Raw genomic sequence first — 22,962 nt, forward strand, 5'->3', positions numbered from 1 at the left:
CATGATCGTCGAGGAGCGGGATTATCGCCTGAAGCCCGGCAAGCTGGGGCTTTTCGTTGCCACATATGAAAAGCATGGGCTGCCCTTGCAACTGAAGCATCTGGGCCGCTTCCTCGGCTATTTCACCACGGAAATCGGCGAACTTAACCACGTCGTCGCCCTCTGGGGCTATGGCGGGCTCGATGACCGCGCCCGCCGCCGCGCCGCTATGCTGGCCGACCCCGAATGGCAGGCCTATCTCAACATGGTGGCCGATTACCTGGATGTGCAGAACACGCGCATCCTGACGCCCTCCAACTTCTCGCCGATCCAATGAGAGCGCTCCCGACCGTCGCGCTGATCGGCGCTGGCACCATCGGTACGGCCTGGGCTGTGGTCTTCGCCCGCGCCGGTTGCTCAGTGCGCGTGTGGGATGGCGATGCGGGGGCGCTGGAGCGTTTCCCCGCCCGCGTCGCCGCCGTCTTCGAAGCGCTGGAAGGCTCCGCCATCGCCGGCCTCCCGGGCGGCGCCTCGCGCATCACCACCCATGTCGATCTTTCCGATGCCGTGGGCGGGGTGGATTGGGTGCAGGAGCAGGTGAAGGAGGACCTCGCGATCAAGCAGGAGGTCCTGCCCCGCGTGGAAGCCGCGATGCGGAAGGATGCGATCCTCGCGACCTCGACCTCGGGCCTTTCCCAGGCGGCACTCGCCTCCGTGCTGAGGCGGCCGGATCGCTTCATTGTGGTGCATCCGCTCACGCCGCCCTTCCTGCTGCCGGTCACGGAGATCGTGACGCATCCGGGCACGTCGGAGGCGACGCTGGCGGAGGCCTATCGGGTGATGGAGGCAGTCGGCCAGAAGCCCATCCGCGTGCATGGCGAGATCAGCGGCTTCGCCATGAACCGCATTCAGGCGGCCATGCTGAACGAGATGGTGGCGCTCGTCCGCGACGGCGTGATCAGCCCAGAGGATGCCGATACCACGTTGACCCACGGCTTCGGCCTGCGCTGGGCCGTCATCGGTCCCTTCGCGGGCGTGGACCTGAATGCGCTGGGCGGTATCCGGCAGTACATGGAGTTGTTCGGCTATATCCTGAACGATGTGGCGAAGGATCGCGGCGCGGCCCAGGCGCTCACGCCGGCCGCGGTCGATAAGCTGGAAGCGGGCTTGCGTGCCCAACTCCCGCTCGCCGAGATCCCTGCACGCCAGAAGCGGCGGGACCGTGCCATTGCCGCCCTGCGCGGCCATCTGGAGAAGGCGTGCCGCCCATGAGGCTGATCCTCGCCGCCATTGATGGCGTGAACCTTCTGCTCAAATACGTGCTCGCCCTTTTGCTCCTGATGATGACGGTCGGTGCGCTGGGCCAGGTGATCGTGCGCTTCGCACTGCCGCTGATCGGCTTCAACGCCTCCGCCGCCTGGACGGAGGAGGTGGCGCGCTTCTCGATGATCTGGACGGTCTTTCTGGGTGCGGCCTGGGCGCTGCGTCATGGTGAACTCATCGCGCTGGACGTGGTGACTCACGCGGTGCCCCGCGCGATGGGTATTGCCGTCAAGGTGCTCGCCTATCTCGCTTGCGCCGCCTTCTGCCTGCTGCTTGTCGTCATCGGGCTCGAGTTCGCCGAGATCGGCGAGATCGAGCGTAGCCCGGTGCTTGGGCTCTCCAAGTGGTACGTCTTCATGGCGCTGCCGATCGGTGCGGGCCTGATGGTGATGAACATCCTGGGCTTCCTTCTGGCCTGCATCATCGAGGGCAGCGATCCGCGCGGTGCCCTCGATGCCGTGGCGGACTGAGCCATGATCGGGACCGCCATCGCCCTGATCGTCATGTTCGCGGCCGCAGTGCCCATCGCTTTCGCACTCGGGATGGCGCCGCTCATCGCGCTGGACGCCCAGCGCATTCCGCTCATCGTCATCGCCCAGGCGGCGCTGGAGAGCTTGGACAGCTTCACCCTGCTTGCCATTCCCTTCTACGTCATGGCTGGCCGCATCATGCTGGCGGGTGGCATGGCCACGCGGCTCGTCGGCCTCGCGGCTGCGCTGGTGGGCTGGGTGCGCGGTGGCCTGGGGGCGGCGGGCGTGCTCACGGCGATGTTCTTCGCGACCATCAGCGGGTCTTCCTCCGCCACTGCCGCCGCCATCGGCTCGATCCTAGTGCCCGAGATGACCAAGCGGAACTATCCCAAGCCTTACGCTGCGGCAATCATCGCGTCATCAGGCGAGATCGGCGTCATCATCCCGCCCTCCATCCCGATGGTGATCTACGCGGTGACGGTGAGCGAGAGCATCGGCTCGCTCTTCCTCGCCGGCATCCTGCCTGGCCTGCTGATCGGTTTCAGCATGATGGCTTTGATCATCGTGCAGTCCACGATGCGCGGCTATGGCGACCCCACGCGCTTCGTCCCGCGCGAGATCGCCCGCGATGTCTGGGCGGCGACGAAGCGCGCGACCCTCTCGCTGCTCATGCCCATCATCGTGCTGGGCGGCATTTATGGGGGGATCTTCACGGCGACCGAGGCCGCGGTGGTGGCTGCCGTCTATGCGCTGATCCTCGGCCTTTTCGTGTACAAGGAGCTTAAGTGGCGGGACCTGCCCGAGATCCTGGCCGGCAGCGCCAAGACCTCGGCCATCGTGCTGATCATCGTCGCCTTTGCCAGCGTCTTCGCCTATGTGCTGACCACCTACCAGGCGCCGCAGGCCGTGGCCGCGTGGCTGACCGCGATCACCGCGAGTCCGCTGATCTTCCTGCTGCTGGTGAACGGGTTTCTCTTCATCGTCGGCATGTTCATGGAGACTTTGGCGGCGATCATCATCCTCGCGCCCGTGCTGGCGCCGGCGGCCATCGCCTTCGGCATCGATCCCATCCATTTCGGCACGATCGTGGTGGTGAACCTGGCCGTCGGCATGGTCACGCCGCCGGTCGGCGTGAACCTCTTCGTCGCCTGCAGCATCAGCAAGCTCAGGATGGAGCAGTTGATGCCGCCGCTGCTGCCCTTCCTCGCCACACTCGTCATCTGCCTGCTCATCATCACCTATGTGCCCGCGCTGTCCCTGGCGCTGGTGCGATAACGCTCAGGAGAACACCCAGATGTCCGCCATGTCCCGCCGCACCTTGGCCCTTGGTGCCCTGGCCTCACCCCTGGCCATGCCGTTTGTCGCCCGCGCACAGGGCGTAACCGAACTGCGCCTCGGCCATGTGCTGTCCGAGCAATCCTCCTATCACGTGGCCGGCACCAAGCTCTCCGAACTGGTGGAGCGGCGCACCAATGGCCGCGTCAAGATCAATGTCTTCGCGAACTCGGCACTCGGCGGTGAACTGCGCCTGATCCAGTCGGCGCGTACAGGCGCGATCGACCTGATGTTCAACAGTCAGCCCTCGCTCGAGAACACCATCCGGGATCTCGGCGTGCTTTCGCTCCCCTGGCTGTTCGACAGCTACGAGCAGGCAAACCGTCTCATGCAGGGCGCGATGGGCCAACGCCTTCTCACGCTGCTCGATCCCGTCGGCATGGTCGGCCTCTCCTGGTTCAACCTCTTCGAGCGCAGCGTCCTGACCAACCGCCCCTTCACCAACTTGGCCGAGGCGCGCGGCCTGAAGATCCGCGTCATCCAGTCGCCGGGGTATGTGGAAGCCTACCGCAGCCTTGGCATGCAGCCCACACCGACGGCCTATGCCGAGCTCTTCCTCGCGCTGCAGAACGGTGTGGTGGATGCAGCGGAACTGGCGCCGGATCAGATGATCGCCGACCGCTTCGTCGAGGTAATCCGCCATTATGTTCTGACGAAGACCCATCAGCTACCCTCCGTGCTGATCGCCTCGCGCTCGCGCTTCACGGCACTGCCACCCGATGTGCAGACCGCCATCCGCGAGAGCGTGCCGGCCGCCGTTACCGAGGGCCTGGCCTATTACAACCGCTTCCGTGACGAGAGCTTCGTCGAGGTGCGGCGCCGCGGGATCAACATCATCGAGCCCGACCTCGCGCCCTTCAAGGCGGCCGCCCGCCCGGCCTATGAGACCATCCTCAGCAACGCCCCCAACGGCCGCGCGCTGCTGGCTGAGATCGAGGCAGCGAAGTCGCGGGCGTGACGGCGGACGGCTGGCTGCGCGCATGCTGATCGAGCGACCCGACGGCGCCCGTCTTGCTGTCACCGTGACGGGGGAGGGGCCGCCCTTGCTGCTCCTCTCCGGTCTCGGGGGTACGGCGCGCTTCTGGCAGGGGTTGTTGCCCGAGATGGCGCGGTCGCACCGCGTCGCGGTGATGGACCAGCGCGGCGTCGGGGCCAGCACGCGTGGGACGGCGCCCGTCACCATCGGCACGCTCGCGGCCGATGCGGCGGCCGTCGCGCTGGCCCTGGGCGGCAGGGTCGCCCTCTGCGGACACTCGACGGGCGCGGCCATTGTGCTGACCATGGCGGCGGAGGGCCTGTGTCCCGTATCGCACCTCGCGCTGTCGGCCGGCTGGCTGAGGCCTGACGATTACCTGAAAAGCCTCTTCGAGACGCGCCTCGCCGTGCTGGAGCGCGCGGGCTTTGGTGCCTATGAAGTTGTCGGCCGTTTCCTCGGCTACCCACCCGAGTGGCTTGTCACGGAGGGAAGATTCCCGGCGCCCGAATGGTTGCCGCCGGAGCGCGAGGCGGCCGAGAGGGCCCGATGGTCGGAGCGGATCGGCGCCTTACTGGGCTTCGACGGCACGAACCTGCCGCCCCACGTGGCTGTGCCCAGCCTGGTACTTGGCACGCCCGATGACGTGATCGTGCCGCATCACCACCAGAGCGCCATGGCTGCCGCCATTCCGGGCGCGGTGTTCGAGCCGCTGCCCGATGGTGGACATTTCTATCCGCAAACCCGGCCCACGGCCTTCCTGGCGCGGCTTTTGCCGTTCCTCGCCGGCTGAGGCTCACATCACCACGCCGCCACCATCCACGACATAGGTCGCGCCGGTGACGAAGGATGCGTCGTCTGAGGCGAGAAAGACGATCACCTGCGCGACTTCCTCGGGCCGGCCGAGGCGGTTCATCGGGCAGCGCGCGTTCAGCGCCCGCTTGAAGGCCTCCGGGTCGGAGGCGTTGGCGATCATCTTGTCGTAGTACGGACTGCCGATGGGCCCGGGTGCCACCGCGTTCACCCGGATTCCCTCGGCCACGTGATCGAGCGCCATCGCGCGGGTGAGGCTGTCCACCGCGCCCTTGCTGGCGACGTAGGTGACGCGGTCCCTGAGCCCGATGATCGCGATGTTGGATGAGGTGTTGACGATGGCGCCGCCGCCCTGCGCGCGCATGACGGGCACGACATGCTTGGCCGAGAGGAAGACACCCTTCACGTTGACCGCGAAGAGCGCCTCCCAGTCCTCCTCGCGTGTGCTCACGACATCGCCCTGGATGCCATAGCCGGCATTGCTGCAGAGGATGTCGATGCGGCCGAAGCGCGCGACCGTCGCATCGGCCATGCGCGAGCAATCGGCGCTGATCGTGACATCCACGGCGAGGGCGAGGCCTGGCCCGGCGAGCAAACCGACCGTCTCTTCCGCCGCGGCCTGGTTGCGGTCGGCCACCACGACCGTGGCGCCCTCTCGGGAGGCCAGGAGGGCGGTGGCACGCCCGATGCCGCTGCCTCCGCCGGTGATGAGGAGGACCTTGTTCGCAAGCCGCATGTCGCATCGCCTTCACTGCTGGGAATTGGCAAGACTTGGCGCGCCCGGCACTGCCGACGCCCCTTCGATCCTAGGCCGGGGAGGAGTGGGCGCACAAACAGGGCGAGGTTGTTCCGGTGGCTGCGGTTTCCAGCGCGCAAGCCTCACGATCGGCTGGCGCCAACCGATCGGCCCAAGCCTACCCGGAGCGCCGGAACAGGTACGAGAGAGCGAGACACGGAGAGGCTATCGGCGAGCGCGACGCGCATCGCTTCCGATGGCCGGCCGATCACGGCCGAGCGCACGTGCCTCGCACTGTGTCACGCTCCTGGGCTGCCCCCCGGTTCCGACAAGCCTCGCTCAGTTGTCTACCCGGACATTGGCGGTTCGGATAACACCCGCCCAACGCGTGACCTCGGCTTGGAGGAAGGCCCAGGTTTCAGCCGAGTTGCGGCCCTCGACGACGAAGCCGATATCCTCCAGGCGCTGCGCCATGGCGGGCTCCCGCACGATGCGGCCAACCTCGGCGGAGAGCCGGTCCAGTATGGACTGTGGCGTGCGCGGCGGCGCCAGCAGCATGCACCAGGAACTCACCACGAAGTCCGGTAGGCCGCCTTCGATGATGGTGGGGAGCTCGGCGGCGAATTGCGGCCGTCTCGCGGTGGCGATGCCGAGGGGGCGGATGGTGCCGGCCTCGAACTGTGGCTTCAATGTCGAGTAGGTGTCGAACATCAGCCCGATATGGCCGGCCATCAGGTCGGCCAGCGCAGGTTGCGTGCCGCGATAGGGCACATGGACCATGCGCAGGCCGGTGCGCAGCTGCAAATCCTCCATCGCCAGGTGGGCCGTGGCACCGATGCCGCTCGATCCATAGTTCACATGTCCGGGGCGGGCCCGCGCATACTCCAGGTATTCGCGTAGATTTTGCGCTGGCACATGGCGGCTGCCCGCCAGCACCAATGGCGCCTGGACGACGAGCGAGACGGGCGCCAGGGCCATCGGATCGAAGGGCATGCGCCCGGCCTGCAGCGTCGCATTGGCCGCATGCGCGGGTAGCACCATCACCATGGTGTGGCCATCGGGCGGGCTGGCGGCAGCCACGCCGACGCCGAGGATACTGTTCGCGCCCGGCCGGTTCTCGACCACCACCGGCTGGCCCAATGCGCGCGCCAACGGCTCGGCAACCAGGCGCGTGGCGATGTCGGTCGTGCCGCCCGGCGTGTAGGGCACAATGATGCGCAGCGGCTTGTTCGGGAAATCTGCGCTCTGAGCGCCAGCGGTCAAGCTTGCGGCGGTGCCGGCGAGAGCCAGCGCGGTGCGGCGGGAGATGCGGGACATGGCGTGCTTCCTCGGGTTCTTGCTTGACGACATCCAAGCAGAGATCGAGGCCGCGCCGCCAGCCCGCCCTGGCGTTGGCTCGACGCGTTAGCCTGCGTCGGCCTGGCGATTCAGGTGGGCGACCAACTCGGCGGGCAGCTTCAGGCGATGGGCCAGCGCGTCCAGATAGGCCGCCTCGACCGCCCCGTCCGGCTCCATCGCAAGGCGCGAGGCGAGATAGAGCTCGGCCGCTTGCTCGGGTGTGGTGGCCAGGGCCGCGATGTCCGATACTCCAAGCGGCGCAGCCAATGCGTCAAAGACAAACGCCTTGCTCTCCGCATCCAGGCCAAAGGCGGTGACCTTTTCGAAAATGCGGCGCTGTTCCTCCGCATCCACATGCCCGTCCGCTTTCGCTGCGGCGATCATGGCGCGGATGAGCGCGAGTTCGAAAGGCGCACCGTCAGAGCCGGGCGCAGCGGCTGGCAGGAAGGGCTGCGGGACGTGTGCGACCTGCTGCGGTGCCGCCACGGGCGCCGTCGCGGCCGCCTGTCCTCTCTGCCAGCTCTGATAGGCTTGGCTCGCCAGCGCGCCCAACATCGCGGCGCCGCCATGGCTCAACACGCCGTTGAGCCCACGCTTTTTCGACTTGCCCCCCACAAGGAGGCCCAGCAGGCCGCCGGCAGCACCGGAGGCCGCAAGGCCGCCAAGCCCACCGGCCGAATTCAATGCCTTGCGCGCCGCGCCCGCCACATCCGGGGCGGCCTGGCTGGACCAGGGGGAAGGCTGCGTCTGCGGCGCGGCCGCATTGTTGCCGAGGAATCGTTCGAGGAGGCTTTGTGCGTTCATCATGCTGTCGAGGTTGTGGGGCGCCTCATGCGCTGCAAGATGGACGATGTTTCATATTGTGTCGCGCCTCCGGGATTCCGGACGGGGCCGCGCCTATTGACACCGCCCCATCCGCACTCGTCTGATATATCGAATAACGGGCTCGCGGGCCCCGGGAAGGAAACAGACAATGCCTGACGCCGCCACGCCACCAGGCGCGATCCACAATGCCACAGTCGCGATGCGCCTCGCCGAGGCCTTCGCCCGGCATGGCGTCACCACCGCCTTCGGCCAGAGCCTGCCCTCGGCCTTTCACCTCGCCGCACCCGCCGTCGGCATCCGCCAGGCGATGTACCGGCAGGAGAACATGGGCGGCATCATGGCCGACGGCTATGCGCGGATCAGCGGCCGCGTCGGCGTCGTCACCGCGCAGAACGGACCGGCGGCGACGCTGCTGGTCCCGCCCCTGGCCGAGGCGCTGAAGGCCTCCATCCCCATCGTCGCCCTGGTGCAGGAAGTGAACCGCAACCAAACGGACAAGAACGCCTTCCAGGAGCTCGACCACATCCGGATGTTCGAGCCCGTCGCGAAGTGGGTGCGCCGCATTGATCGCGCCGACCGGCTGGAAGACTATGTGGACATGGCCTTCACGGCCGCCTGCTCGGGCCGCCCGGGCCCGGCCGTGCTGCTGCTGCCGGCCGATCTGCTCTCCGAGAACGCGGCGGCGCCGAGCCCCCGCCGCGCGAGCCTCGGGATCTATCCGCTCGACCGCACGCTCCCGGACCCCGCCCGCCTCGAGGAGGCGGCGGCGCTGCTGGCCGGCGCCAAGGCGCCGCTGATCCTGGCCGGCGGCGGCGTCCATTCCTCCGATGCTTCGGCCGCGCTTGCCGCCCTCCAGCAGGGCGCCCATCTGCCGGTCGGCACCACGGTCATGGGCAAGGGCGCAGTCGATGAGACGCATCCGCTGACGCTCGGCGTCATCGGCTATGTCATGTCGCCCGGCGCCCGCACCCATCGCCTGCGCGGCATGGTGGAGCGCGCTGATGTCGTGCTGCTCGTCGGCACCCGCACCAATGCGAACGCGACCGACAACTGGACGATGTTCCCGCCCGGCACGCGCTTCATCCACATTGACCCCGACCCCATGGAGATCGGCCGCAACTACGAGGCGCTGCGCCTGGTGGGCGATGCGCGCCTCACGCTCGAGGCGCTAGGCGCCGCGCTTGCGCGGCAGGATCTCTCGGCCCGCGCCGCAGCCCGCCCGGCGATCGAGGCTGAGATCGCCGATGCCGTCGCCGATTGGAGGCGCCGCATCGCGGCCGTGATGACGCGTGAGGGCCGGCTGGTCCGGCCCGAGCGCATCATGGCCGAGCTGGACCGACGGATGGACCCCTCGGCCATCGTGGTGGCCGATGCCAGCTACTCTTCCATGTGGATCGGCCAGTATCTGACGGCGCGCCGCGCGGGGCAGCGCTTTCTCACGCCGCGCGGCATCGCGGGGCTGGGCTGGGGCGTGCCGCTCGCCATCGGCGCGCAGGTGGCCGCCCCCGACCGGCGCGTCATCTGCCTCGCGGGCGATGGCGGATTCGGCCATTCCTGGTCCGAGCTGGAGATGATGCGCCGCATGCAGCTTCCGGTGACGCTGATCGTGCTGAACAACGGCATCCTCGGCTACCAGAAGCACGCCGAGCTGGTGAAGTTCGGCGACCACACGGATGCGGTGGATTTCACCGATGTGGACCACACGCTGATCGCCCAGGCCTGCGGCGTGGCGAGCCTGAAGGTGACCGAGGCATCCGGCATCGGCCCCGCGCTGGACGAGGCCTTCGCGGCGCGCCGGCCCATGCTGATCGATGTCCATTCCGACCCGGATGCGCGACCGCCGATCAACTACTACGCCGGCCATTTTGACGAGCCCTATTGATGCTCACGCTCCGCAAGACTGCGGCGGGCTTCGGCCTCGACCTCGGCGAGGCGCCGGAGCCCGAGGCCCCCGGCCCCGGCGGGGCGCTGGTGCGCGTCGAGCATGTCGGCATCTGCGGCAGCGACGTGCACGCTTATGAGTGGACCGAGGGCTACGGCTTCATGGTGCCGCATCTGCCGGTGGTGATGGGCCATGAATTCGCCGGCGTGGTCGCGGCGGTGGGGCCGGGCGCCGGCGCGCTTGCACCCGGCCAACGCGTCGCGGTGATGCCCGGCATTCCCTGCGGGCAATGCGCCGCCTGCCGCCGCGGCGATCCGCGTGGCTGCACCCGCAGGGCCACCATCGGCCTCACGGTGGATGGCGGCTTCGCCCGGCATGTGCGCGTGCCGGCCGCCAATTGCCTGCCTTTGCCGGATGCGGTGGACACCGAACTCGGCGCCCTGGCCGAGCCGCTGGCGGTCGGCTGCGAGGGCGTGATCACCGCCGGCATCGGGCTCGGTGAGACGGTGCTGGTCATGGGGCCGGGGACCATCGGCCAGGCGCTCGCCATCATGGCGCGGGCGGCGGGGGCCACGCGCGTCATCATCTCCGGCCGTGCCGATGGCCCGCGCTTCGACGTGCTGCGCGCGCTGGGATTCGAGGACATCGTGGATGTCGCGGAAGGGCCGCTCGGCGCGCAGGTCCTGGCCCGCACCGGCGGCGCGCCGGTGGATGCGGTGCTGGAGGCCACGGGAGTCCCCGCCACCATCCAGGAGGGCCTTGGCGTGCTGCGGAAGGAGGGGCGGCTCGTCGCGGTCGGCATCCATTCGGCGCCGCTGACGCTCGCTCTCACCGATTTCGTGCGCATGCGCCACCGCCTGCTCGCCTCGCACGGGGCCGCGCGCGGCACCTGGGACCGCGTCCTCGCGCTGCTGGCGCGCCATCCGGAGGGCTTCCGCCCGATGATCACGCATCGCCTGCCGCTCGCGCGGGGAATCGAGGGCTTCGAACTGGCGCGGCAGCGCGCGGCCAGCAAGGTGATGCTGCGGCCATGAGTGCGGCGGATCGCCTCGCCCTCGTCACCGGCGCCGCGCGCGGGATCGGCGCCGGCATCGCGCGCCGCCTCGCCGAAGCCGGTCATCCCGTGGTGCTCTCCGACGTGCTGGAGGAGGTGGAGGAGATGGCCGCTTCCCTCCGCGCCGAGGGCCACGCGGCGCGCGCCATCCGCCTCGATGTCTCGGATGATGCGGCGGTGGCCACGCTGCCGGGCGTGCTGGGCGCCGATTGGGCGCGGCTTGGTATCCTCGTGAACAATGCCGGCATCTCGCCCAAGCATGAGGGGCGCCGGCGGCCGATCGCGGAGATGCCCCCGGCTGAATGGCGCCGCGTGCTGGAGGTGAACCTGACCGGCGCCTTCCTGATGAGCCAGGCCTGCATTCCGCCGCTGCGCGCGCGCGGCTGGGGGCGCGTCATCATGATCACGAGCCAGGCCTCGCGCACCATGAGCCGCATCGCGGGCGCGCATTACGCGGCCTCCAAGACCGGGCTGATGGGCTTCGCCCGCAGCCTGGCCGGCGAGCTGGGCCCGCATGGCATCACGGTGAACAGCATCGCGCCCGGGCGCATCGAGACGCCGATGGCGGCGGGCGCCGCGGCGGGGGCGAATGACAGCTTCCTCGCCAATATCCCCGTGGGCCGCCTCGGCACGCCGGGCGACGTGGCCGAGGTGGCGGCGTTCCTGGCCTCGGATGCGGCGGGCTACCTCAACGGCACAACGATAGACGTCGGCGGCGGCAGCTTCATGCCCTGACCGGCGCGCAACAACAGGGGAGACGACATGAAAAGACGGCAGGCCCTCATCGCCTCAGGCGCCATGCTCGCGGTACCCGGCATCGCCCGCGCCGCCTGGCCGGATCGCGAGATCACGATCCTTGTCGCCTATGGCGCGGGCGGCTCCACCGATGTCTCGACGCGCGCGATGACGGCGGAGGCCGAGAAGCTGCTGGGCGTGCCCATCCAGATCGTGAACCGCACGGGTGGGCAGGGCACGACCGCGCCGGCCCAGGCGGCGACGATGCGCCCCGACGGGCATGTGATGGCAACCGCCGGTATGGCCGCACTCGCCATCCTGCCGCATGTGCTGGACCTGCCCTATACGCTGGAGAGCTTCGCCTTCCTGCCGGGCTATGCGCGCTACCTCTATGGCATCGCGGTGCCGGCCGACAGCCCGGTCACCACGGCGCAGGAGCTGGTCGCGGCCGGCCGGCAGCGCCGCGTGACCTTCGCGGCGGCGGGCGCGCCGCAGAATGTCGGCATGTTCGAGCTGAACGCCCGGCTGCGCACGCGCTTCGCCTTCATCCCCTTCCCCGGTGGGGCCGAGGCGGTGACCGCCGCGATCGGCAAGCATGTGGATTTCGTGGTCCAGAACCCGCCCGAGATGCTGCCCGCGCTGCAATCGGGCCGGCTGCGCCTCATCGCCTCCGCGAGCGACGCACGCTGGAAGGAATTCCCGAACGTGCCGACCCTGCGCGAGCAGGGGGTGGATCTGGCGGTGGACAGCGTGCTCGGCCTGGTCATGCCGCGCGGCGTGCCGGCGGATCGCGCCGAGATCCTCTCACGCGCCTTCCTGCAGGCGGCGCGCAGCCCTGTGGTGGCTGAGACGCTCAGCCGCTTCGGCATGATCCCGGCCCCGGTGCCGGCCGCCGATTTCGAGGCGATGCAGCGCCGCGCCTTCGCCGAGTTCGGCCCGCACCTGCGTGAAGCCGGCCTGGCCCGGCGATGAGGAGGAACACCATGCAACGACGCGCCATCCTGCTGGGCGGTGCCGCCCTGCTGCCCGCGCCTGCGCTTCGCGCGCAGCCGCGCTGGCCGGACCGCGAGGTGACGATCCTCGTCCCCTTCGGCGCCGGCGGCTCCACCGATGTCTCGGTGCGCGCGGTCGCCAGCGAGGCCGAGAAGCACCTGGGCGTGCCGATCCAGATCGTGAACCGCGTGGGCGGGCAGGGGACCGCCTCGCTGACCGCGGTGGCCCAGGCGCGGCCGGATGGGCATACGCTGGGCAGCGGCGCCATGTCCGGCCTCGCCATCGCGCCGCACACCATGGACGTCAGCTACACGTTGGACAGCTTCGCCTATCTGCCGGGCGCGGCGCGCTTCCTCTACGGCATCGGCGTCCGGGCGGAGAGCCCCTACGGCACCATTCAGGACCTGATCAACGCGGCCAAGGCGCGGCGCATGACCTTCAGCGCCACAGGCCCGCCCAACAACCTCGGCATGTTCGAGCTGAACCGCCGTTACGGGACGCGCTTCCAGTTCATTCCCTTCCAGTCCGGGGCCGAGGCGGTGACGGCGGTGCTGGGCGGGCATGTCGAATGCACCTCGCAGACCCCGCCCGAGATGTTGCCGGCCATCCAGTCCGGGCGGATGCGGCTGCTCGTCTCCTCCTCGCCCGGCCGCTGGAAGGAGTTTCCGCAGGTGCAGACCCTGCGGGAGGCCGGCTTCGACGTGACGATTGAGAGCCTGCTCGGCTTCGTCGCCCCCCGCGCGACGCCACCCGAGCGCCTGGCCATCCTCGCCGATGCCTTCCTGCGCGCCGCCCGCGCGCCCTCGGTCGAGGCGACGCTTACCCGCTTCGGCATGGTGCCCGAGGTGCTGGAGGCGGCGGCCTTCGAGCAGGCGATCCGCGCCGGCTTCACGCGGTTCGGCGAGCAATTGCGCGAGGCCGGGCTGGCGCGCCGCTGATGAGTTGGACCGCGCGCGCGGTCGCCCTGGGCGCCCTGGTGTTCTGCGCCCTGGCGGGGTTCGAGGCCGCGCGCCTGCCCAATTGGTCGGCCTTTGATGGGCCCGGGCCGGGATTGCTGCCGCAGATCCTGGTGGCCCTGATCGCGGTGACCGCGCTCGGCGTGCTGGCGGCCCCGGGGCATGGCGAGCCGGAGGGCGGCGCGGCATCCCCGCTGCGCTCGCGCGGCTTCCTGGGCTATGGCGGAGCGATGCTGGGCTTGGCGCTCACGCTGCCGCATCTGGGCTTCATCCTCGCGGGCGCGCTGGCCACGCTCCTGGTCATGCGCATTGCGGAGGGCGTGGGCTGGACGGCGGCATTCCTCTGGGCGCTGGTGCTGGTCAGCGCCGTCACGCTGCTCTTCGGCACGGCGTTGGGCGTGCCCTTTCCACCCGGCCCGGCGGAGCGCCTGCTCGCGCCGCTCGGCCTGCTGCGGCTGGGCTAGAGGGCGCGCGCCATGATGGATGGCCTGATCCAGGGCTTCGGCGTACTGCTGACGGCGCAGAATCTGGGGCTTTGCGTGCTGGGCGCTGTGCTGGGCACGCTGGTGGGCGTCCTGCCCGGACTGGGCCCCGCCACCACCATCGCGCTGCTGTTGCCGATCAGCCTGAAGCTCGACCCGACGGGTGCGATCATCCTGCTGGCGGGCATCTACTACGGCGTCGCCTATGGCGGGACCATCACCTCGGTCCTGATGCGGATTCCGGGCGAGGCCTCCTCCGTCGTCACCTGCCTGGACGGCCATGCCATGGCGCGCAACGGGCGGGCGGGGGCCGCGCTCGGCATCGCCGCCATCGGCAGCTTCATCGCGGGCACCTTCGGCATCCTGGGCGTGATGCTGCTCTCGCCCCCGCTGGCCGAGCTGGTGATCGCCTTCGGGCCGTGGGAATACGCCGCGCTCATGCTGGCGGGGCTCTCGCTCATCGCCTTCTTCGCCGCATCGGGCGTGGCCAAGGCGGCGCTGATGGCGCTGTTCGGACTGTTCCTCGGCCTGGTCGGGCTTGATCCCATCAACGGGGCGCCGCGCTTCACTTTCGGCATCCCGGCGCTGGTGGACGGCATCAGCATCGCCCCCCTCGCGCTGGGCCTGTTCGGCCTTTCGGAATTGCTCTTCCTGGCACTGGGCAAGGAGCAGCGGCCCGAGATCCTGCGCCCGCCCTCGACCTTGCTCGGCTTCATGCCCAATCGCGAGGAATGGCGGCGCAGCGCCATGCCCATCGCGCGCGGTTCGGTGCTGGGCTTCCTGATCGGGCTCTTGCCGGGCGGCGGCGCGGTGCTGGCCTCCTTCCTCTCCTACGGGGTCGAGAAGCGCCTTTCCAAACATCCCGAGCAGTTCGGCAAGGGCGCCATCGAGGGGGTGGCGGGGCCCGAGAGCGCGAACAACAGCGGCACGGCCGGCGCCTTCATCCCGCTGCTGACGCTGGGCATTCCCGCCAATGCCGTCACCGCGCTGCTGCTGGGCGCGCTGCTGGTGCACGGCGTGCAGCCCGGCCCGATGATCATGGAGCGGCAGCCCGAGCTCTACTGGGGCGTCATCGCCTCCATGTACATGGGCAATGTCGTGCTGCTGATCCTGAACCTTCCCTTCGTCGGCCTCTTCGTCCGCGCGCTGGAGGTGCCGCGCCGCTTCATGGCGACGGCGATCCTGCTGGTCTGTGTGATCGGCACCTGGAGCACCGGGCTCAACGCCTTCGACGTGCTGCTGGCGGTGATCTTCGGCTTGTTGGGCTTCGTGCTGCGCCGTGGCGGGTTCGACCTCGGCCCGCTGGTGCTCGCCTATGTGCTGGGGCCGACGCTGGAACGCTCTCTCCGGCAGGCGCTCCTCATCGCCGATGGCGACCTGACCGAGATCGTGAACCACCCGATCGCGCTCGGCTTCCTCGTCGTCGCGGTGCTGGTGTTGCTGAGCGGGTTGCTGGTGCGCCGACGGCCCGCGGTGGTGTAGGACAGCGGGGGCTGTGGGCGGGTCGGCTCAGCCCTCCAGCCGGCTGAGCGGACCTTCGCCGCCCTCCTGGATGTCACGCCGGATGGCGGCGGCGGCGGCGGGCCCGTTGCGCGCCTCAAGCGCCTGCAGGACCAGCACATGCGGGTGTGGTTCGGCCACCGTGTGCGGCCAATCGGCGCGCAGATCATTCAGGAAGGGGCCGCTCTGGATCCAGAGCCCTTCGATCAGGCGCAGCAGCCGGGGCATGCCGGCGGCCCCGGCGAGGCCCAGGTGGAACTCCTCGTTCCAGCGCAGCGCGCTCGCGAAATCGCCGCGCTCCTTCGCAGTGCAGAGCTTGCGGTGCGCGGTGGCGAGGCGCGTCAGCACAGGGGGCGTCACCGCGGCCGCCGCGCGCTCTGCCGCCATGCCCTCCAGCACCAGGCGCAGGTCGCGCAGTTCGAGATAGGCGGCGCGGGTCGGCACCGGCACTGTGAAGGACTTGCCGGCCTGCATCTCCAGACCGCCCTCCGCGACGAGTTGCAGCAGCGCCTCGCGCACCGGCGTCAAGCTGGTGCCGAGGCGCGCGGCGAGTGCGCGGCCGTTCAGCCGCTCGCCTGGGCGAAGTTCGCCGGTCGAGAGCGCCTTGCGCAGCTTGCCATGTGCCTGGGCTGCCAGGTTGGCGCGCACCACCTGTTCGAGTGCCGGCGCGCCCGGCTTGTCCTTCGCGTTGGTCATCGCCGGCCGGATTGGCACTGTTCCTCATCCCCTCGCAAGTGGCGATGTGACGTCCAGGTAGGAGGCGGCGAGCGAGGTGCGCACATCCACGACGGCCGGCACGCCAGCGGCCAGCGCCGCGCGGAAGGCAGGCTCCAACTCGTCCGGCCGCTCCACCCGAAAGCCACGGCAGCCCATGGCCTCGGCGATGGCGGCGTGGTCGAAATCTTTGAACTCCGCGGCGAAGGGCCTCCGGAGTGCAACGACCACCCCAAGGCACTGTTGTTGGACACCACGACGATGATGGGCAGCTCATGCTCCAGTGCGGTCATCAGTCCGTTCATCGTCATTGCGAAGCCGCCATCGCCACAGACCGCCACTGCCGGGCGTTCCGGGTGAATGAGCTTGGCCGCAAGCGCGGCAGGAATGGCGAATCCCATGGGGCCGGCGCCCGCTGCCTGGAGAAAGTGGCCGGCACGGCGTACCTGGAGGAAGCGCCTCATGAAGATGCGGTTTTCACCCGTGTCGCAGGTCACCATGGTGTCCTCGGGCAGAGTCGCGTGCAGGCCGGCGATGATCCGCTGCGGCATGAGCGGTGCTTCGGCGGCGTGGTAGGCAGCCTCGTCGAACCAGCCACGGGCTCGCCGATGGGCCGCCGCCCGGCCCGTGCCATCGCGCGCGGGCATCTCCGGGAAGGCCGCGAGGAGTTGCTCCATGATGGTGGCGGCATCGCCGATCAACTGGCACTCGGCAGGAAAGGTCCAGGCGGCGTTGCGCGGCTCGATATCCACCTGCAGGAAGGTCTGGCGCACAGGATCGAGGAGCGCGGGATTTGCCCGTGCGGTGTCGGAAGCCGTGAGCCTCGAGCCGATAACGAGCACGACGTCCGCCTCGGTCACGGCGGCATTGGCGACGGGAAGTCCATAGGTACCAAAGACGCCGAGCGCGAGGGGGTGCGTCTCCGCCAGGACGCCCTTGCCAGAGGGCGTGGTCACGACGGGCGCGCCGAGGCGCTCGGCAAGGCCCTGGAGTGCCGCGTAGCCCTGCGCGATGCGGACGCCGTTGCCGGCCACGATGATGGGCCGGTCAGCACCGACCAAAAGCTCGGCCGCGTGTTGGATCGCGTCCGGCTCCGCGCCCGCCCCGGACGGCGGAAGGTAATGCGCCGTGGGATAGAGCCGTGGCCGTGTCTGAGGGCCAACCTCGCCCGTGAGGGCGGCCAGCGAGAGCAGGACGGCCACCGGGCCCGGCTGCCCGGCCATGGCATGCTTGATGGCGACTTGCGTCGCCTGCACCGCCTGCCCTGGATCGAGCGCCGAGAAGACCTGCTTGGCGACCCCGCCGAAGCCTTGCCTCGCATCCAGGATCCATAGTCCCCTGTTCCCGATTGGTAAGGGCCGTGCAGGGAGAACGAGGGAGTGTCACTGAAATCGCTCAGCAGCAGCATGGGGCTGGAGGAGAGCAGCGCCTCGATGGTGCCGATGAGCCCATTGCCGAGCACCTAGGGGCCCTGGCCAAGAATGACGCCGGGCTTGCGCGTTAGGCGGCCATAGACCTCCGCCATGACGCCGGCGAGGGATTCCTCGCGCACCAGCACGGTGCGGATGGCGCTCTGGCGGCGAGAAAGCGCCCCAAAGACCGTGCCCGTATGCCCTCCCGAGATTCCAAACACAAGGTCCATGCCAGCTCCCTCGAGCACGAGCGCGATCGCGTCCGGCACGGCCATGGGCTCCGCAAGGAGGGGATGGATGAGCATGCGGAGCGCTCCTCGGCCGAAGGTCCAGACGCATAGGATATATCGCGTATCAACTCGGTCCAGCCGGTCCGAGGGTTGCGTCGACCGGTGCATCGCAAGTCTGGCCGTTCAGTAGAGTGCATGTCGGGCAGGCAGGTGCAGATCACGGTGGCGGCAGGGCTAAGCGAACCCTGGGACTTTACCGACCTCTGTGAGGCTCCGGAGGCTGTGAGACCAGCCTTATGTTGCGCTTACTCCCTCGTGGCATCGGAACAGGCGCCTGGTCCAGCGAAGCTCACCTGCCCGGCCAAGCTGCCGCCAGCAGCGACGCTGCAACTGCCCTGCATCGTCCCAATCGAACGAAGCGGGATGGAGCCATCATGGCCGTCGCGCCGCAAGCGAATCGAACGCGAAGGCACGAAACTACCGAAGGCATGGCTTCGAAGCCTAGATCGCCGGAAACTCCTGGGGGAGGCACCAAGGCGCCCGCGCCCGCTCCCGCGCCAGCACCAAAGGGCCGCGATCGGGCTTGGTCTGAGATTGAGAGGTGCAACGGAAATTTAATCCTCTTCCGTCATGACTGACTTCCTCTGCAACGAGGAAATGTCATGCCCCTCATCGCGGCCAACGGCCATGCCCCCTCCAAGACCAACGGCCACATGAACGGCAAGGCGGCGCAATGGGCGCCCAAGTCGCCGCCCCCGGCGCCAAGCGCGCCAAGGGGCGAGCCAAAGCGCCGACAGCGCACCTTCGCACGACAGCAGAAGGCGGCGGAACGCGTTGCTTCCGCAACCACGCAGGTCTCGTCGGGAATTGCCGAGGCGGCCTCTGCCTCGGAGCAGCTGCGGAAGGCCATGACGGACATCGCGTCCGGCGCGGCCGAGGCTGCTTCCGCGGCTGAGCAGTCGCAGCGCTCCGTGACACGCATCTCGGCGGCCATCCGTCAATCCGCCACCGCAGCGGGACTGTCCCTTGAGAAGACGCAAGCGCTGCGCGAGTTGCTGGGCGCGGTGAATGCCCAGATCACCGCCTCGGTCGTCTCGGTGGGCCGTGCCGCCGAGCGCCAGGGCGCCTCGGTCGGGATGGTCGAGGAACTCGACCGCCAGGCCGCGAATATCGGCGAGATCGTCAAGGCGGTCGCTCATATCGCCGACCAGACGAACCTGCTCGCGCTCAATGCCGCCATCGAGGCCGCCCGCGCCGGGCAGCATGGCAAGGGCTTTGCCGTGGTCGCCGACGAGGTGCGCACCCTGGCCGAGACATCGGAGAAAAGCGCGCGTGATATTCAGGAACTGGTCGGGCAGATTCAATCCGACGTGAAGCTCATCGCCGAGGGCATCAACGCCTCCGCGTCCATGGCCCAGCAGGAAGCCGGTAACGGAAGCGCCGTCGCCGAGCAACTGGAGCGGATCCGCACTGATATGGGCGTCATCGTCGCTGGCGCGCAAGAAATCCGCGCATCCGCCGAGGAGGCGGAAGCAGCCGCGGGTGAAGCCCAGAAGGGCGCCGAGGCGATTTCGGCGGCGGCCCAGGAGCAGTCCGCCGCCTGCGAGGAGGCGGTGAAGACGGTCGAGCAGCAGACGACGGCGCTTGGCCAGAGCGAGGGCGCAGTGGGCGAACTCTCCGAACTTGCCGACGACCTCAAGAACAGCACCGACATCGGCAAGAGCGCGGAGGAAGTGGCCTCCGCCGCGGAGGAACTCTCGGCGGCTGTCGAAGAGATCAACCGTGCGGCGGGCGAGATCATGACGGCGATCGAGCAGATCAGCCGGGGTGCCCAGCAGCAATCGGCCGCGACGCAGCAATCCTCCGCGGCACTCGCTCAGATTGAGCGCGGTGCGCGCCTCTCCAACGAGCGCGCGGTGCTCGCCCTGGAGAAGGGTGAGGAGATGACCACGCGCCTGTCGCAGAACGCGGCCGCGGTGGAGCAGATGATTGCGGGGGTGGAGCAGTCCGTGCGGGACAACGATGCCTCGCGCGAGCAGATCAATGCGCTCGAGCAGGTGAGCCGTCGGATTGACAAGATCGTGGACGCGATCACGACCGTCTCGATCCAGACCAGCATGCTTGCGGTCAACGGCTCGATCGAAGCGGCACGCGCCGGTGAGTTCGGCAAGGGGTTCATGGTCGTCTCGACCGACATCCGCAACCTGGCCCGGGACAGCGCCGAGAATGCCGAGCGAATCAAGGACCTCGTGAAATCCGTCCAGGATCAGATCGTGGCCGTCCGTCGTGACCTGGAGGACACGGCAGCCCTGGCCAAGGCAGAAGTGGAGAAGAACCGCGCCATCACCGCAAACCTGGCCGCCGTTACCGTGGATATTGGTGTGGTTCTGGAGGGCAGCCGAACCATCTCGGCCGGTGCTGGCGACATCCTCACCAGCATTGAGGAAGCCAAGCGCGGCGTGGAGCAGGTGGCGGCTGCGGCCGCTCAGGCCTCCCAGGCGGCCCAACAGGCTGCCCAGGCGGCGCGCGAGCAGTCCAAGGGAGCCGAGGAACTGGCATCGGCCGTGGAGGAAATCGCCTCCCTCGCCGACGAATTGCAGACCGCCGACGCCGTCTGATCAGGAGCATCCTCATGGACGAGACAGCGGAGCACGGCGATCTGCCGCGGCAATTCGTCACCTTCCAGGTGGATGGATCGCTGTATGGCCTGCCGATGGCGGAGGTCCAGGAGATCATCCGCATGCCCACCCTGGTGGAGGTGCCGCATAGCCCAGATGTGCTGCGCGGGATTGCCAACCTCCGCGGCGGCATCCTGCCTGTCACCAGCCTGCGCCGAAGCTTTGGCGCCGAGGAACAGCCAACCGACGAGGCAACGCGCGTGGTCGTCGTCCGTGAGCCTGGGGTGACGCTTGGGTTTGTCGTGGACCGGATGGGGCGCGTGATGACGGCGGAACCCCAGGAGATCGAACCCGCGCCTGAACTGACCGAGGGTGCTGAGCCCAGCCTCCTCCGAGGTGTGGTGAAGCGCAGCGACGGGATGGTCCTTCTGCTCGACGCAGCGCGCCTCGCCCGGATGGGCACAGCTCGGCGCGACGCAGGCGAAGAACGCCCGGCCCGCGCCATTGGCGATGTTGAAGCCGATGATCCGGCGACTCAGGAAGAGCTGCAACTCGTCAGCTTCGTCTCGGCTGACGGCGAGTATGCCATCCCCATCGCCGAGGTGCAGGAGATTGTCCAGCTCCCGCCTCAAGTTGTCCGCGTGCCGGGCGCAGCGGTTCATGTCCTGGGCTTGATGACCCTGCGTGAGCGGCTGCTGCCGCTGGTTTCGCTGCGAATGCTCTTCGGTGAGGCAAGCACGGAGGCGACCGGCAGCGCCCGTGTCTTGGTTATCTCCGCACCCGGCCAGCCGGAGCTCTCCGTCGGCCTCGTGATGGACAGCGTGAAAGAGGTGCTGCGCGTACCACGGGCGGTGGTGGATCCGCTTCCGCCCCTGCTTTCAGGCGCCAGAGGCCTTCTCGAGTCTGTATGTCGGCTGGAACGCGGGCAGAGGCTGGTCAGCATTCTCTCCGTCGCTCGACTGTTCGAGGCGGGACTCATGCAATCTGCGCTGGAGGCGGCTGAATCAGGCCGGGACAATGAGATGACGGCGAAGGCTCACGCTGCCACAAGCGGGGAGGAGGAGCAGTTCGTTGTCTTCCGCCTGGCCCGCGAGGAATACGGAATTCCGATCGAGGCGGTGCAGGAGATCCTGCGGGTCCCCGATGAACTCACCCACGTGCCGCAATCCCCCGACTTCATCGAGGGCGTGGTCAACCTGCGGGGCAGCGTATTGCCCGTGGTGGACCAGCGACGCCGCTTCGCTCTTGCGGAGGCTGGGCGCAACGACCGCCAGCGCATCATGGTGCTTGGGATCGGGAACATGCGAACCGGCTTCATCGTGGATCAGGTCGTCGAGGTGCTGAAGATACCGCTCTCCGCGATCGAGCCAGCCCCTGTGCTGTCCGAGCGCCAGACAGGTCTCGTCCCGCGCGTGGCCAACCTCGCGGCCGCCCGGCGCATGGTCCTCATCCTGGAGGCCACGCGTCTGCTGGAAGCGCGTGAGATCGCAGCACTCGAGGCTGCATAAGTGCACCATGAGCCAAGCGATCCGTCTCCTCATCGTCGATGACAGCGCATTAATGCGCAAGCATATGCGCCAGATCTTCGAGGCGGAGGGCGACTTCACGCTCGCCTTTGCACGCAACGGACGCGAGGCGCTGGACCAGGCTCGTTCCTTCGAGCCGGACGTTGTGACGCTTGATGTCAACATGCCCGAGCTGGACGGCATCTCCTGCCTCGAGCAGCTCATGGAAAGGGGGGCGGCTGCACGCGTTGTCATGGTGTCCTCCCTGACCGAGGAGGGGGCAGCGGTCACGCTACGTGCGCTGGAGCTGGGTGCCGTGGACTTCGTGCCGAAGCCCGATGGAACCGTCTCGCTCTCGATTGACCGCATCCGGCCCATGCTGTTGAGCAAAGTGCGCGCAGCGGCGCGCGCCAAGCCACGCCGCGTCGTTGGGCTCCGCGCGCGCGTCTCCGCGCGGCGGCGCGAACTGGAGGCGCGCGGCACGATACGACCGCCAGCGGGGGCAGCCCTTTCGGGTGCAGTGCTGGTTGGCGTCTCGACCGGGGGGCCACGCACCCTCGAGGAGATCCTTCCTGTTCTTCCAGCCGACTACCCCTACCCGGTTGTTGTGGCCCAGCACATGCCATCCACCTTCACGGGCGTCTTTGCGCGCCGCATGGACGGCGTCTGCGCCCTGGAGGTTAGGGAGGTGGATGGGCCTATGCCGCTCGCCACTGGTGGCATCTACATCGGTCGTGGCGATGCCGATGTTGTGCTCGAGCGGCGTCTTGGGCGGATCATCGTCAACAGCCTTCCCGCGGACGAGTCGCTATGGCACCCGAGCGCCGACCGGCTGGTGGTAAGCGCGATGCAGGTCATGCCTCCAAGTCAACTGACAGGCGTTCTGCTGACCGGCATGGGTCATGACGGGGCGGCGGCCATGGCCGAGTTGCGTCAGCGGGGCGGCCGCACCATCGCCGAGTCGCAGGATAGCGCCGTGGTCTTTGGGATGCCTGCCGAGTTGATCCGCCGCGGCGGCGCTGAACTTGTCCTTCCGGCGGAGCGTGTGGGCACGCAGCTGCAGGCCTGGGCGCGGCGAGGTCGCTGAGC

The 22,962-nt window shown here is 68.8% G+C and carries 22 protein-coding genes; 16 read left to right on the forward strand and 6 right to left on the reverse strand.

The genetic code is table 11. The annotated features are described in order from the left end of the window. The first annotated feature begins 1 nt into the window (after position 1). Genes ACQ860_RS22935 through ACQ860_RS22960 form a run of 6 tightly spaced genes read left to right on the forward strand, consistent with a single transcriptional unit; the run spans position 2 to position 4,873 of the window. A complete protein-coding gene (locus ACQ860_RS22935; protein ID WP_431305617.1) occupies positions 2 to 316 on the forward strand; it encodes an NIPSNAP family protein in 315 nt (104 codons plus the stop codon). After that, positions 313 to 1,251 (forward strand): 3-hydroxyacyl-CoA dehydrogenase NAD-binding domain-containing protein, encoded by a 939-nt coding sequence (locus tag ACQ860_RS22940; RefSeq protein ID WP_431305618.1) that lies wholly within the window; start codon positions 313 to 315, stop codon positions 1,249 to 1,251. The genes ACQ860_RS22935 and ACQ860_RS22940 overlap by 4 nt, the downstream gene beginning before the upstream one ends. Next, the gene (locus ACQ860_RS22945; RefSeq protein WP_431305619.1) at positions 1,248 to 1,772 is read left to right on the forward strand and encodes a TRAP transporter small permease; all 525 of its coding nucleotides are present in this window, start codon (positions 1,248 to 1,250) and stop codon (positions 1,770 to 1,772) included. Before ACQ860_RS22940 ends, ACQ860_RS22945 begins: the two co-directional genes overlap by 4 nt. A gap of 3 nt (positions 1,773 to 1,775) precedes the next feature. Then, entirely contained in the window at positions 1,776 to 3,047 is a 1,272-nt protein-coding gene (locus ACQ860_RS22950; protein WP_431305620.1) for a TRAP transporter large permease, read from the forward strand. Positions 3,048 to 3,075: 28 nt separating this feature from the next. Then, positions 3,076 to 4,065 (forward strand): TRAP transporter substrate-binding protein, encoded by a 990-nt coding sequence (locus ACQ860_RS22955; protein ID WP_431305621.1) that lies wholly within the window; start codon positions 3,076 to 3,078, stop codon positions 4,063 to 4,065. Positions 4,066 to 4,087: 22 nt separating this feature from the next. Then, positions 4,088 to 4,873: an alpha/beta fold hydrolase gene (locus ACQ860_RS22960; RefSeq protein ID WP_431305622.1), complete on the forward strand. Its 786-nt coding sequence runs from the start codon at positions 4,088 to 4,090 to the stop codon at positions 4,871 to 4,873. 3 nt (positions 4,874 to 4,876) lie between these two features. Here the strand turns inward: ACQ860_RS22960 and ACQ860_RS22965 are convergent, their stop codons facing one another. The 3 genes from ACQ860_RS22965 to ACQ860_RS22975 all read right to left on the reverse strand — a co-directional run bounded on the left by ACQ860_RS22965 (position 4,877) and on the right by ACQ860_RS22975 (position 7,774). Continuing rightward, on the reverse strand, positions 4,877 to 5,629 hold the full coding sequence (locus tag ACQ860_RS22965) for an SDR family oxidoreductase (RefSeq protein WP_431305623.1): 753 nt from the start codon (positions 5,627 to 5,629) through the stop codon (positions 4,877 to 4,879). A 339-nt stretch (positions 5,630 to 5,968) separates the two neighbouring features. Beyond that, positions 5,969 to 6,946: a tripartite tricarboxylate transporter substrate binding protein gene (locus ACQ860_RS22970; RefSeq protein WP_431305624.1), complete on the reverse strand. Its 978-nt coding sequence runs from the start codon at positions 6,944 to 6,946 to the stop codon at positions 5,969 to 5,971. 87 nt (positions 6,947 to 7,033) lie between these two features. Continuing rightward, the gene (locus ACQ860_RS22975) at positions 7,034 to 7,774 is read right to left on the reverse strand and encodes a tellurite resistance TerB family protein (protein ID WP_431305625.1); all 741 of its coding nucleotides are present in this window, start codon (positions 7,772 to 7,774) and stop codon (positions 7,034 to 7,036) included. Between the two features lie 166 nt (positions 7,775 to 7,940). On the opposite strand from ACQ860_RS22975, the gene ACQ860_RS22980 reads away from it, so the two are divergent. The 7 genes from ACQ860_RS22980 to ACQ860_RS23010 are packed head-to-tail and all read left to right on the forward strand — an operon-like array spanning position 7,941 to position 15,376. Then, positions 7,941 to 9,674 carry an acetolactate synthase catalytic subunit gene (locus ACQ860_RS22980; RefSeq protein ID WP_431305626.1) on the forward strand — a complete coding sequence of 578 codons (1,734 nt, stop codon included), beginning with the start codon at positions 7,941 to 7,943 and terminating at the stop codon, positions 9,672 to 9,674. Beyond that, positions 9,674 to 10,708, forward strand: coding sequence for a zinc-dependent alcohol dehydrogenase (locus tag ACQ860_RS22985; RefSeq protein ID WP_431305627.1), 1,035 nt, complete (start codon positions 9,674 to 9,676; stop codon positions 10,706 to 10,708). Before ACQ860_RS22980 ends, ACQ860_RS22985 begins: the two co-directional genes overlap by 1 nt. Then, positions 10,705 to 11,463: an SDR family oxidoreductase gene (locus tag ACQ860_RS22990; protein WP_431305628.1), complete on the forward strand. Its 759-nt coding sequence runs from the start codon at positions 10,705 to 10,707 to the stop codon at positions 11,461 to 11,463. Before ACQ860_RS22985 ends, ACQ860_RS22990 begins: the two co-directional genes overlap by 4 nt. Before the next feature lie 27 nt (positions 11,464 to 11,490). Then, a complete protein-coding gene (locus tag ACQ860_RS22995) occupies positions 11,491 to 12,435 on the forward strand; it encodes a Bug family tripartite tricarboxylate transporter substrate binding protein (protein ID WP_431305629.1) in 945 nt (314 codons plus the stop codon). 11 nt (positions 12,436 to 12,446) lie between these two features. Beyond that, the gene (locus tag ACQ860_RS23000; RefSeq protein ID WP_431305630.1) at positions 12,447 to 13,394 is read left to right on the forward strand and encodes a Bug family tripartite tricarboxylate transporter substrate binding protein; all 948 of its coding nucleotides are present in this window, start codon (positions 12,447 to 12,449) and stop codon (positions 13,392 to 13,394) included. Then, entirely contained in the window at positions 13,394 to 13,876 is a 483-nt protein-coding gene (locus ACQ860_RS23005) for a tripartite tricarboxylate transporter TctB family protein (protein ID WP_431305631.1), read from the forward strand. Before ACQ860_RS23000 ends, ACQ860_RS23005 begins: the two co-directional genes overlap by 1 nt. A 12-nt stretch (positions 13,877 to 13,888) precedes the next feature. Continuing rightward, positions 13,889 to 15,376: a tripartite tricarboxylate transporter permease gene (locus ACQ860_RS23010; protein ID WP_431305632.1), complete on the forward strand. Its 1,488-nt coding sequence runs from the start codon at positions 13,889 to 13,891 to the stop codon at positions 15,374 to 15,376. A gap of 27 nt (positions 15,377 to 15,403) precedes the next feature. On the opposite strand, the gene ACQ860_RS23015 is transcribed toward ACQ860_RS23010, so the two are convergent. From ACQ860_RS23015 to ACQ860_RS23025, 3 genes are all read right to left on the reverse strand, one after another. Continuing rightward, the gene (locus tag ACQ860_RS23015; protein WP_431305633.1) at positions 15,404 to 16,090 is read right to left on the reverse strand and encodes a GntR family transcriptional regulator; all 687 of its coding nucleotides are present in this window, start codon (positions 16,088 to 16,090) and stop codon (positions 15,404 to 15,406) included. Then, positions 16,087 to 17,331, reverse strand: coding sequence for a thiamine pyrophosphate-binding protein (locus ACQ860_RS23020; protein WP_431305634.1), 1,245 nt, complete (start codon positions 17,329 to 17,331; stop codon positions 16,087 to 16,089). The genes ACQ860_RS23015 and ACQ860_RS23020 overlap by 4 nt, the downstream gene beginning before the upstream one ends. Before the next feature lie 239 nt (positions 17,332 to 17,570). Further along, positions 17,571 to 17,825 (reverse strand): thiamine pyrophosphate-binding protein, encoded by a 255-nt coding sequence (locus ACQ860_RS23025; RefSeq protein ID WP_431305635.1) that lies wholly within the window; start codon positions 17,823 to 17,825, stop codon positions 17,571 to 17,573. Positions 17,826 to 18,412: 587 nt separating this feature from the next. Here ACQ860_RS23025 and ACQ860_RS23030 point away from each other — a divergent pair. The 3 genes from ACQ860_RS23030 to cheB are packed head-to-tail and all read left to right on the forward strand — an operon-like array spanning position 18,413 to position 22,960. Further along, positions 18,413 to 20,368, forward strand: a complete 1,956-nt coding sequence (locus ACQ860_RS23030; RefSeq protein ID WP_431305636.1) for a methyl-accepting chemotaxis protein — start codon at positions 18,413 to 18,415, stop codon at positions 20,366 to 20,368. 14 nt (positions 20,369 to 20,382) lie between these two features. Then, the gene (locus ACQ860_RS23035; RefSeq protein ID WP_431305637.1) at positions 20,383 to 21,876 is read left to right on the forward strand and encodes a chemotaxis protein CheW; all 1,494 of its coding nucleotides are present in this window, start codon (positions 20,383 to 20,385) and stop codon (positions 21,874 to 21,876) included. Between the two features lie 7 nt (positions 21,877 to 21,883). Then, positions 21,884 to 22,960: a chemotaxis-specific protein-glutamate methyltransferase CheB gene (gene cheB, locus ACQ860_RS23040; RefSeq protein ID WP_431305638.1), complete on the forward strand. Its 1,077-nt coding sequence runs from the start codon at positions 21,884 to 21,886 to the stop codon at positions 22,958 to 22,960. The last annotated feature ends 2 nt before the right edge of the window (positions 22,961 to 22,962 follow it).

This window comes from Sediminicoccus sp. BL-A-41-H5 (assembly GCF_050632405.1).
Lineage (GTDB): Bacteria > Pseudomonadota > Alphaproteobacteria > Acetobacterales > Acetobacteraceae > Roseococcus.

Coding starts and splice junctions, on each gene's coding strand:
- ACQ860_RS22940 (WP_431305618.1), top strand. CDS start 313: ATGAGAGCGCTCCCGACCGTCGCGCTGATCGGCGCTGGCACCATCGGT.
- ACQ860_RS22995 (WP_431305629.1), top strand. CDS start 11,491: ATGAAAAGACGGCAGGCCCTCATCGCCTCAGGCGCCATGCTCGCGGTA.
- ACQ860_RS22965 (WP_431305623.1), bottom strand. CDS start 5,629: ATGCGGCTTGCGAACAAGGTCCTCCTCATCACCGGCGGAGGCAGCGGC.
- ACQ860_RS22970 (WP_431305624.1), bottom strand. CDS start 6,946: ATGTCCCGCATCTCCCGCCGCACCGCGCTGGCTCTCGCCGGCACCGCC.
- ACQ860_RS23005 (WP_431305631.1), top strand. CDS start 13,394: ATGAGTTGGACCGCGCGCGCGGTCGCCCTGGGCGCCCTGGTGTTCTGC.
- ACQ860_RS23030 (WP_431305636.1), top strand. CDS start 18,413: ATGCCCCTCATCGCGGCCAACGGCCATGCCCCCTCCAAGACCAACGGC.
- ACQ860_RS23000 (WP_431305630.1), top strand. CDS start 12,447: ATGCAACGACGCGCCATCCTGCTGGGCGGTGCCGCCCTGCTGCCCGCG.
- ACQ860_RS23020 (WP_431305634.1), bottom strand. CDS start 17,331: ATGGCCGGGCAGCCGGGCCCGGTGGCCGTCCTGCTCTCGCTGGCCGCC.
- ACQ860_RS22985 (WP_431305627.1), top strand. CDS start 9,674: ATGCTCACGCTCCGCAAGACTGCGGCGGGCTTCGGCCTCGACCTCGGC.
- ACQ860_RS23025 (WP_431305635.1), bottom strand. CDS start 17,825: ATGCTCATCCATCCCCTCCTTGCGGAGCCCATGGCCGTGCCGGACGCG.
- ACQ860_RS23015 (WP_431305633.1), bottom strand. CDS start 16,090: ATGACCAACGCGAAGGACAAGCCGGGCGCGCCGGCACTCGAACAGGTG.
- ACQ860_RS22955 (WP_431305621.1), top strand. CDS start 3,076: ATGTCCCGCCGCACCTTGGCCCTTGGTGCCCTGGCCTCACCCCTGGCC.
- ACQ860_RS22975 (WP_431305625.1), bottom strand. CDS start 7,774: ATGATGAACGCACAAAGCCTCCTCGAACGATTCCTCGGCAACAATGCG.
- ACQ860_RS22950 (WP_431305620.1), top strand. CDS start 1,776: ATGATCGGGACCGCCATCGCCCTGATCGTCATGTTCGCGGCCGCAGTG.
- ACQ860_RS23035 (WP_431305637.1), top strand. CDS start 20,383: ATGGACGAGACAGCGGAGCACGGCGATCTGCCGCGGCAATTCGTCACC.
- ACQ860_RS22990 (WP_431305628.1), top strand. CDS start 10,705: ATGAGTGCGGCGGATCGCCTCGCCCTCGTCACCGGCGCCGCGCGCGGG.
- ACQ860_RS23010 (WP_431305632.1), top strand. CDS start 13,889: ATGATGGATGGCCTGATCCAGGGCTTCGGCGTACTGCTGACGGCGCAG.
- ACQ860_RS22945 (WP_431305619.1), top strand. CDS start 1,248: ATGAGGCTGATCCTCGCCGCCATTGATGGCGTGAACCTTCTGCTCAAA.
- cheB (WP_431305638.1), top strand. CDS start 21,884: ATGAGCCAAGCGATCCGTCTCCTCATCGTCGATGACAGCGCATTAATG.
- ACQ860_RS22960 (WP_431305622.1), top strand. CDS start 4,088: ATGCTGATCGAGCGACCCGACGGCGCCCGTCTTGCTGTCACCGTGACG.
- ACQ860_RS22935 (WP_431305617.1), top strand. CDS start 2: ATGATCGTCGAGGAGCGGGATTATCGCCTGAAGCCCGGCAAGCTGGGG.
- ACQ860_RS22980 (WP_431305626.1), top strand. CDS start 7,941: ATGCCTGACGCCGCCACGCCACCAGGCGCGATCCACAATGCCACAGTC.